The organism is Micromonospora sp. NPDC005291 (genome assembly GCF_040607415.1).
Taxonomy (GTDB): domain Bacteria; phylum Actinomycetota; class Actinomycetes; order Mycobacteriales; family Micromonosporaceae; genus Micromonospora.
Window position 1 is genome coordinate 92220 of record NZ_JBEXGR010000017.1, and the last position, 12981, is coordinate 105200.

At 71.9% G+C, this 12981-nt stretch carries 12 protein-coding genes; 8 read left to right on the top strand and 4 right to left on the bottom strand.

What is annotated here, in order from left to right; translation table 11 throughout:
• Positions 1–83: 83 nt before the first annotated feature.
• Positions 84–1550, bottom strand: coding sequence for an MFS transporter (locus ABZT18_RS22275; RefSeq protein WP_354994779.1), 1467 nt, complete (start codon positions 1548–1550; stop codon positions 84–86).
• A gap of 217 nt (positions 1551–1767) precedes the next feature.
• On the opposite strand from ABZT18_RS22275, the gene ABZT18_RS22280 reads away from it, so the two are divergent.
• Positions 1768–2343 (top strand): helix-turn-helix domain-containing protein, encoded by a 576-nt coding sequence (locus tag ABZT18_RS22280; RefSeq protein WP_354994778.1) that lies wholly within the window; start codon positions 1768–1770, stop codon positions 2341–2343.
• A gap of 54 nt (positions 2344–2397) precedes the next feature.
• Here ABZT18_RS22280 and ABZT18_RS22285 read toward each other — a convergent pair whose 3' ends face one another.
• Complete coding sequence (locus ABZT18_RS22285) at positions 2398–3753, bottom strand: pentapeptide repeat-containing protein (protein ID WP_355252390.1); 1356 nt, start codon at positions 3751–3753, stop codon at positions 2398–2400.
• Between the two features lie 203 nt (positions 3754–3956).
• Between ABZT18_RS22285 and ABZT18_RS22290 the strand changes: the two genes are divergently transcribed.
• Positions 3957–4751, top strand: a complete 795-nt coding sequence (locus ABZT18_RS22290) for an alpha/beta fold hydrolase (protein WP_355252393.1) — start codon at positions 3957–3959, stop codon at positions 4749–4751.
• A gap of 51 nt (positions 4752–4802) precedes the next feature.
• Here the strand turns inward: ABZT18_RS22290 and ABZT18_RS22295 are convergent, their stop codons facing one another.
• Entirely contained in the window at positions 4803–5675 is an 873-nt protein-coding gene (locus ABZT18_RS22295; protein ID WP_354994775.1) for an aldo/keto reductase, read from the bottom strand.
• Between the two features lie 228 nt (positions 5676–5903).
• Here ABZT18_RS22295 and ABZT18_RS22300 point away from each other — a divergent pair, with 228 nt between their 5' ends.
• The 4 genes from ABZT18_RS22300 to ABZT18_RS22315 all read left to right on the top strand — a co-directional run bounded on the left by ABZT18_RS22300 (position 5904) and on the right by ABZT18_RS22315 (position 10313).
• The gene (locus tag ABZT18_RS22300; protein ID WP_354994774.1) at positions 5904–6269 is read left to right on the top strand and encodes a YciI family protein; all 366 of its coding nucleotides are present in this window, start codon (positions 5904–5906) and stop codon (positions 6267–6269) included.
• A gap of 132 nt (positions 6270–6401) precedes the next feature.
• Positions 6402–7778, top strand: coding sequence for an FAD-binding oxidoreductase (locus ABZT18_RS22305; protein ID WP_354994773.1), 1377 nt, complete (start codon positions 6402–6404; stop codon positions 7776–7778).
• Positions 7779–7983: 205 nt separating this feature from the next.
• A complete protein-coding gene (gene pyk, locus ABZT18_RS22310; RefSeq protein WP_354994772.1) occupies positions 7984–9432 on the top strand; it encodes a pyruvate kinase in 1449 nt (482 codons plus the stop codon).
• The gene (locus ABZT18_RS22315; RefSeq protein ID WP_354994771.1) at positions 9429–10313 is read left to right on the top strand and encodes an acyl-CoA thioesterase II; all 885 of its coding nucleotides are present in this window, start codon (positions 9429–9431) and stop codon (positions 10311–10313) included. The genes pyk and ABZT18_RS22315 overlap by 4 nt, the downstream gene beginning before the upstream one ends.
• A gap of 66 nt (positions 10314–10379) precedes the next feature.
• On the opposite strand, the gene ABZT18_RS22320 is transcribed toward ABZT18_RS22315, so the two are convergent.
• Positions 10380–11051 (bottom strand): YceI family protein, encoded by a 672-nt coding sequence (locus ABZT18_RS22320; RefSeq protein ID WP_354994770.1) that lies wholly within the window; start codon positions 11049–11051, stop codon positions 10380–10382.
• 267 nt (positions 11052–11318) lie between these two features.
• Between ABZT18_RS22320 and ABZT18_RS22325 the strand changes: the two genes are divergently transcribed.
• Both ABZT18_RS22325 and ABZT18_RS22330 read left to right on the top strand, forming a co-directional pair.
• Entirely contained in the window at positions 11319–11783 is a 465-nt protein-coding gene (locus ABZT18_RS22325) for an Rrf2 family transcriptional regulator (RefSeq protein ID WP_354994769.1), read from the top strand.
• A 191-nt stretch (positions 11784–11974) separates the two neighbouring features.
• On the top strand, positions 11975–12949 hold the full coding sequence (locus ABZT18_RS22330) for a sulfite exporter TauE/SafE family protein (RefSeq protein WP_354994768.1): 975 nt from the start codon (positions 11975–11977) through the stop codon (positions 12947–12949).
• Positions 12950–12981: the final 32 nt, after the last annotated feature.

The following is a 12981-nucleotide window of genomic DNA, read 5'->3' on the forward strand; positions in this document are numbered from 1 at the left end:
AAGACGACGAAATGGGGGAGCGGCCAGCGTACTCCTGGAGACGTCGGAGCCCGGGCGGCGAACCGCCCGGGCTCCGACGTAGGTCAGCGGGTCGCGGGCATCGTGGCGAACTCGCCAGCTAGCTCCGACTCGACGATCGTCGCGGTGGACGGCCGGCGACCGGCCGACGCCCGCCGGGTGGACGGGACGGCGAGGGCCGCGAGTGCGGCGGCCAGTGCGATCGCGGTGAGGACGAGAAACCCCATCGTGAAGCCGGCCTCCCGGGGCAACCCGTTGGCCTGCGGGCTCGCGGTGATCACACCGCTGACCACGGCCGCGCCGATCGCGCCGCCGATGGTGCGGATGTTGGCGTTCATGCCGGTCGCCACGCCGGTCTGGCTGGCGGGCACGCTGCCGACGATCAGGTTGGCCATCGACGCGAAGGCCAGACCGATGCCGAGGCCGACCAGGCCACCGGCGAGGGCAACCTCCCAGCGGGTGTCGTGCGCGGCGGTGAGCATCGCGGCGGCGGCCACGTTGAACGCGGCACCGGTGGCGAGCTGCGCCTTGGCGCTGAAGACGGCCTGCAGCCGACCGGCGACGAGGCCGGCGACGAACATCGCGACGAGCATCGGCAGCATGAGCAGACCGGCCTGGCTGATGCTGGCGCCGAAGCCGTATCCGGCGACGGTCGGGGTCTGCACGAACTGGGGAAGGAACGCGTAGACGGAGAACATCGACGCGCCGTAGAGCAGGGCGACCAGGTTGGTGGTCCAGACGCCGGGCAGGCGCATCATCCGCATGTCGATCAGCGGGTTGGTCGAGCGGACCTCGGTGACCAGCCAGCCGACCAGGAGCACCACGGCGAGCGCCAGCAGGCCGAGCACCCGGGGGGAGGTCCAGCCCCAGGTCGCGCCCTGACTGATCGGCAGCAGCAGCGCGACCAGCCAGCCGGAGAGCAGCAGGGTGGCCCGCCAGTCGATGCGTCCGGGGGTACGGACCGGCGACTCGGGGACGAAGAGGTGGGCGGCGACGGCGGTCAGCCCGACCACGACCATGGGGATCCAGAACAGCCACCGGTAGTCCAGCGCGGCGACGATCGGGCCCGCGAGGACGATGCCCAGGCCACCGCCGACGGCGACGATCGCCGAGATGGCGGCGACGGCGGAGCCGACCCGCGCGGCCGGGAATTCGTCGCGGATGATGCCGAACGACAGCGGGAAGACCGCGCCGCCGATGCCCTGCACGACCCGGGCGATGATGAGGACGCCGATGTTCGGCGCGATGGCGGCCAGCAGGCAGCCGAGGGCGAGCGCGGCGAGCGAGACGACCAGCATCCGCTCCTTGCCCACCATGTCACCGACGCGTCCGAGGATCGGCGTGAAGATCGACGCGGAGAGCAGGTAGGCGGTCAGGACCCAGGTCACGGTGTTCTGGGAGGTGTGCAGGTCCTGCTGGATGGTCGGTAGCACCGGGGTGATCAGCGACTGGAGCATCGCGAAGAACCCGGCGCCGGCCGCGAGCACGGTGAAGGTGAGTCGACGCGAGCCGCGTCGGGAGGGCACTGCCACGAGAGAAAACTCCTGATGACGTACGGAAGGAGGCTTGTCGCCCGTCGTCTGCGACGGGCTGGTCTGTCGGGTCCGGGCGATCGGGTGGCCAGGCGGCGATCGGGCGGGTCCCGAGGTAAGCTAACCGGAGGCAGGCCTCCGGGATTCCGGAGGGGTGCCTCCACTAAGCTATCGGAGGGGTGCCTCCGGATGCAACCAGGGTGAGGTGACGCACGTCATGACCAGCGCGGGGATGCCCGAGGTCTTCGCGCAGCGGCCCAAGCGGGCCGATGCGCGCCGCAACTACGACGCCCTCGTCGCTGCGGCGCGCGACGCGTTCGCCGAGAACGGCGCCGCTGCCTCCCTGGAGGACGTCGCCCGCCGGGCCGGGGTGGGCATCGGCACCCTCTACCGCAACTTCCCGAGCCGGCGGCACCTCTTCGAGGCCGTGTACGTCGAAGAGGTCCGGGCGCTGAGTCGTACCGCGGAGGACCTGGCCGAGCTGCCCCCGTGGGACGCCCTCGTCGCCTGGTTGCACCGGTTCGTCGCGTACGTCGCCACCAAGCGGGCGCTCGCCGAGCAGTTGCTGCACGACTCCGAGATCTTCCAGAGTTGCCGGACGGAGATCTACGCCGCCGGCGAGCCGATGATGCGCCGCGCCCAGACCGCCGGCGTGGTCCGCGACGACATCGGCTTCGACGACGTGGTGCGGCTGATCAGCGGGCTCACCATGGCCCAGTTCCCGTCACCGGAGCAGCGCGATCGGGTGCTCGGCGTGGCCCTCGACGGCCTGCGCGCCGGAGCCGCCCGCTGACGCGGTGAAGGCCCGGCTGACGCGCCTGGCGGCCTGCGCCCTGCCGAATGGCGGTCAGGGGTCGACCAGCAGCAGCCACTCGTCGTCGAGTGGCCGCACGGTCGCACCGGACGGCCACACGTGCCCGCCCTCGGTTGTCGCGCGCGCCTGGTCGACCTGCGGCGGCTGACTGAACCAGGCGCCGTCGAAGCTGGCCGGGCCGCAGAAGCGAGCCCGCCCGAAGTTCGTCGGCCCCTCCAGTCGGGCCCGGTCGAACACCGCCTCCGCGCCGAACACCGTCCAGCGAAAGTGCGTGATGTCCGCGAAGCGTGCCGCGCGGAACCCGGCGCGCCCGGCGAACTCGGTGTGCTGCATCGACAGGCCACTGAGGAAGGTGGCCTCGCCGAAGGTCGCCGCGTCCGCGAAGCGCGTCGCGTCGAAGGTGGCCGGCTGGCCGAAGCGTGCCCCGTGGAACGACACCGGGCCGTCGAAGCTCGCCCGCCGGCAGGACAGGCCGCCGTGGAACGCGGCCCGCTCCAGGCTTGCCTCCCCGCCGACGTGGGCGCCGTCGAGTACGACCTCGTCGTCGGCGCTCAGATCGTCGAGGACGACGTCGCCGAAGACCGCCCCGAGCAGGAGCCGCCCTCGCGCGCTCGCACCGGCGAAGCTCGTCGCGCCGGTGAACACCGCGCCGGTGAAGTCCGCGTCGACCAGCGTGCAGCCGGCAGCGTCGAAGTCGACCAGCCGGGCACCGGCCAGGTCCAGCGTGACCTGCGGCCAGTAGGCCGCGTCGTCCCCGCGCAGGTGCCGGGTCAGGACGCGCTGCGCCGTGCGCCGGACCTCGATCTCGCGCGGCTCGTCGTCAGGCGCCGGCATCCGCAGGTACGCGCAGAGCACCGCCCCGATCGTCGGGCGCTGCCCCGGATTGTCCTGACCGAGGCGCTCCAACGCGTGCAGGCCGCCGAGGCGTACCGCCGCGCTGTCGTTGCCCAGCAACTCGACCGCCCGGGTGTAGAGCTCGGTCAGCCGACGCTCCGCCGCGTCGTGCTCCGCGGCTCCGGACTGCCGATCCTGGTGGCGCTGCGCGGCCTCGGCCACCGACTCGGCGTGCGCCTGCACCCGGTCCCGGTGTGCCTGGTCCCGCGCGGCGACGCTCTCCTGGTGCCGCTGCGCGCGCTCGGTGATCCACTGCCGGCGGGCGGCCAGCAGCAGCGCCAGGCCGCCACCCGTGCCGGCGACCACGGTCAGGCCGGTACGGATCGCGTCGATGCGCAGTGCGGCGCGGGTGTCCGACTGGCTGGCCCGGTCGGCCTCGGTGAGCAGCAGGTCCAGCACCAGCCAGCCCAGGGCGGCGGCGACCAGCAGGCCGACCAGGACCAGCCACCACGGCATCACCCGTAGCTGGCGCTCGGTGGGTTCGTCGACAGCCACGACCACAGCATGCCAGTCACCGTTGGTGTCCGATATGGAGCGCGGCGGTATGCCCGTTTGCACACTCGCAGGAACAACGGGTTACCGGCGCGTAACAAATCATTGACGTTTCTAAATTGTTGCGCGCATCATCGTCGCACGGTCGACCGGACACCCCACCCACCTGCCCGGTTCGCCGGGTGCCTCCCCCCGGAGGTGCAGCCATGCTGCTCCGAAAGACCGCCCTCGTCCTGGCCCTCGCCACCGCCGCCGTGCTCGCGTCCACCGCCACGGCGACCGCCGCCCCCGCCGATCCCGCCCCGGTCACCACCGCCCCCGAAGCCTTCGCCGCCGCCGCCGCGGCCAACCCGGTGATCGTGGTCGGTGGGCTCAGCGGCGTCGCCGTCGCGTACGAGCCGATCGCCGCCCGGCTGCGCGGCGACGGCTACCGCACCTTCATCTACCAGCTGCCCGGGCTGGGCCTCGGTGACATCCCCACCTCGGCCCGCGCGTTCGCCACCTACGTCAACCAGGTACGGGCCAGCACCGGCGCGGCCACAGTGGACCTCGTCGGGCACTCCGAGGGCGGTCTGGTCGCCCGCTACTACCTCAAGAGGCTCGGCGGCACCGCCACCGTCGGCCGGTACGTCAGCCTGGGCTCGCCGCAGTACGGCACCTACGTGGCCAACATCGTGGCGTTCCTGGGCCTGGGCAGCTGCGCCGGAATCGTGGCCTGCCAACAGATGACCATCGGCTCGGCGTTCCTCGCCGACCTCAACGACGGCGACGACACCCCGGGCGCGGTGCGCTACACCACCATCCGCACGCTGCAGGACGAGCTGGTCCGGCCGACCGGGAACGCCGCCGTCAACGACGGCGCGACCAACGTGCTGATCCAGGCGTACTGCCCGCTGCGGGTGGTGGGGCACCTCGGCCTGGTGCTCGACGGTACGGCGTACACCATCGTGCGCGGCGCCCTGGTCGACGGCTCGGTGCGACCCAACTGCCTCGCGCTGTGAACCGGTCCGTGTGGGTGGTCCCGGCTGGGGCCACCCACACGGCAACCGGGGTCAGCTCGCCTTGGCGAGCGCCTCGAACTCGTCGTCGGTGAGCCGCACGTCGGCCGCGCTCACGTTCTCTTCCAGGTGCGCCACCGACGACGTGCCGGGGATCGGCAGCATCACCGGCGAGCGGCGCAGCAGCCAGGCCAGCGCGAGCTGCGCGGGCGACGCGCCGTGCGCGGTGGAGATGGCGTCCAGCGGGCCGCCCGGGCGGGCCAGCTCACCGGTGGCGATCGGGAACCACGGGATGAACGCGAGGTCGTTGCGCTCGCAGTACTCCAGCACGTCCTCGGCGCTGCGGTTGGCGAGGTTGTACAGGTTCTGCACGGACGCGATCGTGGTGATCGCGCGGGACTCCTCGATCTGCGCGACGCTCACCTCGGACAGCCCGATGTGCTGGATCTTGCCCTCCTGCCGCAGCAGCGCCAGCTCACCCAGCTGATCGGCGAGCGGCACCTGCGGGTCGATCCGGTGCAGCTGGTACAGCGGGATGCTGTCCAGGCCGAGGTGGCGCAGGCTCAGCTCACACTGCTGGCGCAGGTACTCCGGGCGGCCCAGCGCACGCCAGTCGCCGGGGCCGGACCGGCTCAGCCCAGCCTTGGTGGCGATGACCAGATCATCGGCGTACGGGTGCAGGGCCTCGCGGATCAGCAACTCCGAGACGAACGGCCCGTACGAGTCGGCCGTGTCGATGAACGTCACGCCCAGCTCGACCGCCCGGCGCAGCACCCGGAGCGCCTCGGCCGGGTCCTTCGGGTCACCCCAGACACCCGGGCCGGTGATCTGCATCGCCCCGTAGCCGAGCCGGTTGACGGTGACGTCGCCACCGATCTGGTACGTGCCGGACGCCTTCGCGGGCTGCTCACTGATATTGGTCGCCATTGCCGGATCCCCAATCGTCTCGTCGTGGCGAGCGTGGAAAGACCACCCGCCACCGGGTAGATCATCCCCCCGAACGCGACCGTCATGCCGGTCGTCGGCCGACTGTGTGTGTGGACACGTCACCCGCCCGCCCAGAGCAGTTGCCCGGAAGCGCCCGGTACGGCCCCGGCGTACGTGCGACGCTGGCCGGGGCCGGCGTCATCCGGCGCGACGGCGGAGGGAGCACCCATGGCGGGAGTGCCGCAGGTCAACTTCGCGCTCGACACGTACGAGTGCATCGTGATCTATCCCGGCGCGGCCGGACGGGTCCTGCCCGCCGAAACCGTGCAGCGGTTGCAGGCGGAGCACGCTGAGCACATGCAGGCGTTGCAGCGACGCGGCATCATCCTGGTCGCCGGCTCGATCGACGGGACGACCAGCAACCCGGAGCCGCCGATCGGCTTCGGGCTCGCCCGCACCGGCAGTGTCGACGACGTACGCAGCGTGCTGGAGGCCGACCCGGCGGTGCAGGCCGGGCTCTACCGGATCGACGTGCTGACCTTCCTCTGCCCGGCCGGGTCCCTGGAGTTTCCGCTGGTCAAGACCGAGAGCTGAGCGGCCGGCGCATCGGTGGCTGTCGTGATGGCGACGGCGCTCGGCCGCCTGCCGGTGCTACCGTCGCGCCCTGCGAGGGCCGCCGCCGGGGCGCACCCGGCGCCATCGGTCGGCCCCGGTCGAGGAGTCGCCATGATCTCCGCCGCCACCCCCGATGTCGCGACGGCCGCCGCCCGGCTGCGCGCCCTGCTCGGCGACCGGCTCCACGAGCCGGGCGATCCCGGTTTCGGCACCACCACCCGGCTCTGGAACGGTGCGGTGGAGCGCGCGCCCGCGCTGGTCGCCCACTGCCTGAACGCCGACGAGGTGGCCGACGCGGTCAGGATCGCCGCCCGGTGTCACCTGCCCCTGTCGGTCCGCTCCGGAGGGCACGACTGGGCCGGGCGGGCGTTGCGCGACGGTGGTCTGGTGCTCGACCTGACCGGTCTGCGCGCCGTCCGGGTCGACCCGGACGCGGCCACGGTGACCATCGGCGGCGGCACCACGGCGGCCGAGATGCTCGCCGCCGCCCGCCCGTACGACCTGGTGGTGCCCACCGGCACGGTCGGCGACGTGGGCATGGCCGGGCTCACCCTCGCCGGGGGGTACGGCCCGCTGTGCGGCCGGTTCGGTCTGACCCTGGACAACCTGCTCGGCGCGGAGGTGGTCCTCGCCGACGGCCGCCGGGTCACCGCCGATCCCCGGCACGACGCCGAGCTGTACTGGGCACTGCGCGGTGGCGGCGGCAACGTCGGCGTGGTCACCGAGCTGCGCTACCGGGCGCACCGGCTGCCCGCTGTGCTGGCCGGCATGATCATGTTCGCGCTGGCCGAGGCGCCGGCCGTGCTGCGGGGCTACGGCGCCCTGGTCGCCGAGGCCCCGGACGAGCTGACCGTGATGACCGGTTTCCTGCCCGGCCCGGCCGGCGAGCCGGTGATCTTCATCTGCCCGTTCTACAGCGGCCCGGACCTGAACGCCGGGTTGCCGTGGATGGACCGGCTGCGCGCGCTGGGCAGCCCGCTGGTCGACCAGATCGGCCCGATGCCGTACGCGGACGCGCTGCGGATGTTCGACGGCGGGATGGTCGACGGCAACCACTACCTGCTGCGTACCCGTTGGCTGCCCGCTCTCACCGACGGCGCGGTGGACACGCTCGTCGACGCGGCCCGGCAGGTCAGCTCGCCGTTCTCCGCGGTGGCCGTGCACCACTTCCACGGCGCGGCCACCCGGGTCCGGCTCGCCGACACGGCGTTCGGCCTGCGCACCGACCACCTGATGACCGAGATCATCGCGGTCTGGGCGCCCGGCGAGCCGGCCGGGCCGCACCGGGAGTGGGCAGACCGCACCTCGGCAGCGCTCGCCCCGCTCGCCCTGCCCGGTGGCTACCCCAACCTGCTCGCCCCGGAGGAGACCGACCGGGTCCGCCTCGCCTATGGCGCGAACTGGGCGCGGCTGAGCCGGGCCAAGCGCCACTACGACCCCCGTGACCTACTCTCCGCGGTGCCCACCCTGCCGCCGTCGGGGCACTGATGGTGAGTCGCCGCCGGGAGCACCCCGACGGCGCGTGCCAGCGGAGGCGTACGATTCCCGGCGCGCGGTCGCTGATGCCCGTCGCCACAACGTTCCCGGTGTGGTTCCGCCCGCCGGCCCGACGCGCACCGCGCGTCGTTGGACAAATGTTCCGCTGCCTGCAAGGGGTCGGCCCCGAGTCCGACCTGAAGGAGAGACTAGCCTGATGGGCGTGACACGCCGCGTTAAGATCGTCTGCACTCTTGGTCCCGCCACCTCGTCCCCGGAGCGCATCCGGGGTCTCGTCGAGGCGGGCATGAACGTAGCGAGGCTCAACTTCAGCCACGGCAGCCACGCCGACCACGAGGCGGTCTACCGACTGGTCCGGGAGGCGTCCGCGGCGGCAGGTAAGCCGGTGGCCGTCCTCGCCGACCTGCAGGGCCCCAAGATCCGGCTCGGCCGGTTCGCCGACGGCCCCCACGAGTGGCGTACCGGCGACTCGGTTGTGATCACCGGCGACGACATCATCGGCACCAAGGAGCGGGTCTCCTGCACGTACCGCAAGTTGCCGCAGGAGGTGAAGCCCGGTGACCGGCTGCTGATCGACGACGGCCGGGTCGCCGTCGAGGTCGCCGACATCACCGGCAACGACATCCGCTGCCTGGTCACCGAGGGCGGCCCGGTCTCCAACAACAAGGGTGTCTCGCTGCCCAACGTGGCGGTCAGCGTGCCCGCCATGTCGGAGAAGGACGCCGAGGACCTGCGCTTCTCCCTGGGCCTCGGCGTCGACCTGGTCGCGCTGTCCTTCGTCCGCTCGGCCGAGGACATCAAGCTCGTCCACACCATCATGGCCGAGGAGGGTGTGTTCCGGCCGGTGCTGGCCAAGGTCGAGAAGCCGGAGGCGGTGGAGCACCTCGAAGCCATCGTGCTGGCCTTCGACGGCGTCATGGTCGCCCGCGGTGACCTCGGTGTCGAGATGCCGCTGGACGAGGTCCCGCTGGTGCAGAAGCGCGCTGTGCAGCTGTGCCGGGAGAACGCCAAGCCGGTCATCGTGGCCACCCAGATGCTCGACTCCATGATCGAAAATTCCCGCCCGACTCGGGCGGAAGCCTCCGACGTCGCCAACGCGGTGCTCGACGGCGCCGACGCGGTGATGCTCTCTGGCGAGACCAGCGTCGGCAAGTACCCGGTGCTGACCGTCAGCACCATGGCAAAGATCGTGACGACCACCGAGGCCGGCTCGATCGGGGTGCCCCGGCTGCAGCACGACCCGCGTACCCACGGTGGCGCGCTCACCGTGGCCGCCTCGTCGATCGCCCGGGCCATCAACGCCAAGGCGCTGGTCGCCTTCTCCCAGACCGGTGACACCGTTCGGCGGCTGTCCCGCCTGCACTGCGACCTGCCGCTGCTGGCCTTCACCCCGGTGCCCGAGGTGCGCGACCAGCTCGCCCTGACCTGGGGCGTGGAGACCTTCCTGATGCCGTTCGTGCAGCACACTGATGACATGTTCCGTCAGGTCGACCAGGCGCTGCTCGGTCTCAACCGGGCCAACCCGGGCGACTACGTGGTGATCGTCGCGGGCAGCCCGCCCGGCACCCCCGGCTCGACCAACACGCTGCGCGTCCACCAGCTCGGCTCGCTGGTCGACGCGGCGTCGGCGCGGGCGCTGCAGTGAGCGACGGTCGGGTCGCGGTCGGCCAGGCGGCGGTGGACCAGCTGCTGGAGGTGCTGGACCTCGACTCGACCGGGGAGATGACCTTCCGGGGGATGAGCCCCCCGGTCGGTCCACAGCGGGTGTACGGCGGCCAGGTCGCCGGTCAGGCCCTGGTCGCCGCCGGTCGCACGGTCGACCCGGAGCGGTTCGTGCACTCGCTGCACGGTTACTTCGTCCGCCCCGGCGACCCGGTCGAGCCGATCGAGTACCAGGTGGAGAACATCCGCGACGGCCGGTCCTTCTCGGTCCGCCGGGCGGTCGCGCTCCAGCACGGCAAACCGATCTTCTTCATGTCGGCGTCGTTCCAGCGGGCCGAGGAGGGTCTGGACCACCAGGCCTCGGCCCCGCTGGACGTCCCGCTGCCGCAGGACGTGCCGACGATGACGGACCGGCTCTCGCGCTACCCGGAGCGGCTGGGCATCTGGGGTCAGATCCCCCGTCCGATGGACGTGCGCTACGTCGGCGAGCCCGGCTGGGTCCGTCCCGGCGACCGGCCTGCCGACCCGCACCAGCGCGTCTGGATGCGCATCGACGGCAAACTGCCGGACGATCCGCTGCTGCACGCCTGCGCGCTCACCTACGCCTCGGACCTCACCCTGCTGGACTCGGTGCTCTCCGCGCACGGCGAGGTGTGGGGGCCGGGTGGGCTGGTCGGAGCGAGCCTGGACCACGCGCTGTGGTTCCACCGGCCGTTCCGTGCCGACGAGTGGTTCCTCTACGACTGCCTGAGCCCGTCGGCGTCCGGCGCGCGTGGGCTGGCCACCGGCCGGATGTTCACCACGGACGGCAAGCAGATCGCCAGCGCCGTCCAGGAGGGTCTGCTGCGCCGCGTCGGTGCCTGAGGGCTGTCGATCATCCCCGCCAGGGACGCACCCGCACCGGATGCGTCGTGGCGGGGATGAAGCGTGTCAGGTCTGGTGGATGGCCTCACCGGCGATCTCGATCTGCACCGTCTTTCCGACCAGCACCCCACCGCTTTCGAGGATGACATTCCACAGTAGGCCGTAGTCCTCGCGGTTCATTTCGGCCGTCGCGCTGAACCCGAAGATGTTCTGCCCGTACGGATCACGACGAGCGCCACCGAAATTCACCTCCAGATCGACAGCTCGGGTGATTCCCTTCACCGTCAACTCACCGGTGAGCGTGAATCGTCCCGGTGTGCCGTCGGACTGCGGCGGGAGAATGTGACTCCGGCCTCGTCCGCCGAGCCGATGGCTGCGCAGACGGGCCCACTGGAAGATCGGGTCTTCCTCGTTGCCCTGCCATTTAATGCCGGTGCTTCGATATTCGAGGGTGGGGTAGCTCTCCACGTCGAGGAAGTCGGCACTCTTCAGATGCGTGTCCCGGTCGACGCTCCCAGTGGTGATGCTCGCCGACGCGATGGTCGCCGTCACCGAGGAGAGCAGCGGGTCCTCCGCCACGACAATCTGCGCCGTGGCTTCGGCGAACTCGCCGCGCACCGGGCTCACCATCATGTGCCGGGACAGGAAACCGATCCGCTTGTGCGCCTGATCGAGAAGATAGGTGCCGGCGACCGGGATGGTCAGGCCATCCCAGGTGCGTGTGGCGATATCGGTCATCGTCTTGCCTTCCCCCCAAGCGAACTCGGGTGTTTATCAATATGCTGCTGGAGGCCGCGTCAACGGTCAGACATTCGTACTCCCGCCCAGCATAAGGACGCTCCAGAACGGCTTTTCCGCCCCCACCGGACGGTGGATCATGACGCACTTCACTGTTTTGTGACGGCCGCCGGAACGGGTGCGAATGGCGAGCGTTCCCATCGATGCGTGACCGATCGGCCGAGGGTCGCCCGCCCGGCCGGCCGACCAGCGGCTAACCTTGCCGTCATGCGCCTCTCCGCTCGGGTCGACTACGCCCTCCGTGCGGCCGCCGAGCTCGCCGCGACGGCAAGCGGCCCTGGGCGCGGTCGGCCGGTCACGGCCGACCAGATCGCTCGCGCCCAGGAGATCCCGCCGAAATTCCTGGAGAGCATCCTGCTTCAGCTGCGCCGGGGCGGCATCGTGCACGCCCAACGCGGCCCGGAAGGTGGCTACTGGCTGGCCCGCCCCGCCGAGGAGATCTCCCTCGCGGACGTGATCCGAGTGATCGACGGGCCGCTCGCCCACGTACGCGGGCAGCGCCCGGAGCAGCTCGGCTACCACGGCCCGGCACGTGCACTCCAGGAGGTCTGGATCGCGCTGCGGGCGAGCGAGCGGGAGATCCTGGAGCTGGTCAGCGTCGCCGACGTGGCCGCGGGCACCCTGCCCGCGCGCGTCACCGAGCTGGTCGCCGACCCGCGCGCCTGGATCTGAGCGCCGGCCCGCTCACAGGCCCCGCGTCACCCGCGCGTTCTTCGCCGTGCAGCCGTTGCCGGCTTCGCCGTGCAGCCGCTGCCCGCCCGGGGCAAGGCGTCCCATCCACCGATCGGGGGCTTGACCCCGGCAGCCCCGTGCCGCATTGTCGACCAAGTCGATAGGAGATGCCGAAAAGCAAGGGGGCGCTCGTGCGCAAGCTGCTGGTCCTCGCTCTGGTCGGGCTCGTCGCGCAGTTGATCGACGGTTCGCTCGGCATGGCGTACGGGCTGACCTCGTCCACTCTGCTGCTGGTCGCCGGGGTCGCCCCGGCCGCCGCCTCGGCCTCGGTGCACCTGGCCGAGATCGGCACCACGCTCGCCGCCGGGGTCGCGCACTGGCGGTTCGGCAACGTCGACTGGCGAGTGGTGACCCGCATCGCCCTGCCCGGCGCGATCGGCGCCTTCGCCGGCGCCACCCTGCTCAGCTCGATCTCCACCGAGGCGGCCGCGCCGTGGATGGCCGGCATCCTCTTCACGCTCGGCGCGTACCTGCTGGTCCGCTTCGCCCGACCGCTGCGGACCGATCGCATCGGCGGGCGGCTACGCGGTCGCTTCCTGGGCCCGTTGGGTCTGGTCGCCGGTTTCGTCGACGCGACCGGCGGCGGCGGGTGGGGTCCGGTGGCCACCCCGGCCCTGCTGGTCTCCGGTCGCCTGGAGCCACGCAAGGTGATCGGCTCGGTGGACACCGCCGAGTTCGTGGTGGCCGGTGCGGCCAGTGTCGGCTTCCTGATCGGGCTGGGCACCGAGGGGTTCCTGCTGCCCACGGTCGCCGCGCTGCTGATCGGCGGCCTCATCGCCGCCCCGCTGGCCGCCTGGCTGGTGCGTATCGTGCCCGCCCAACTGCTCGGCGCGGCGGTCGGCGGCGTGATCGTGCTGACCAACGCCCGCACCCTGCTCCGCTCCGCCGAGCTGGACGGCCCGGTCCGTCCCGCCGTGTATGCCCTGCTCGCCGTTGGCTGGTTGGCCGCACTGGTGCTGGCCGTGCGGGCTCTGCGCCGTACCCGCCGGGCCCGCGCCACCGCCGCCGAGGCCGCTACGGCTGCCGCTGCCGCCGACGCCGCCCCAGCCCCCGGCAGCGCTGTCCCGGCCGATCTGGCCGGAACGGGTACGCCCAGCGCGCGCTGAACCTCCTGCCAACCCACCATCACCCGCCAGCT

Coding starts and splice junctions, on each gene's coding strand:
- ABZT18_RS22320 (WP_354994770.1), bottom strand. CDS start 11,051: ATGACCGATATCGCCACACGCACCTGGGATGGCCTGACCATCCCGGTC.
- ABZT18_RS22305 (WP_354994773.1), top strand. CDS start 6,402: ATGATCTCCGCCGCCACCCCCGATGTCGCGACGGCCGCCGCCCGGCTG.
- ABZT18_RS22325 (WP_354994769.1), top strand. CDS start 11,319: ATGCGCCTCTCCGCTCGGGTCGACTACGCCCTCCGTGCGGCCGCCGAG.
- ABZT18_RS22295 (WP_354994775.1), bottom strand. CDS start 5,675: ATGGCGACCAATATCAGTGAGCAGCCCGCGAAGGCGTCCGGCACGTAC.
- ABZT18_RS22280 (WP_354994778.1), top strand. CDS start 1,768: ATGACCAGCGCGGGGATGCCCGAGGTCTTCGCGCAGCGGCCCAAGCGG.
- ABZT18_RS22290 (WP_355252393.1), top strand. CDS start 3,957: ATGCTGCTCCGAAAGACCGCCCTCGTCCTGGCCCTCGCCACCGCCGCC.
- ABZT18_RS22300 (WP_354994774.1), top strand. CDS start 5,904: ATGGCGGGAGTGCCGCAGGTCAACTTCGCGCTCGACACGTACGAGTGC.
- pyk (WP_354994772.1), top strand. CDS start 7,984: ATGGGCGTGACACGCCGCGTTAAGATCGTCTGCACTCTTGGTCCCGCC.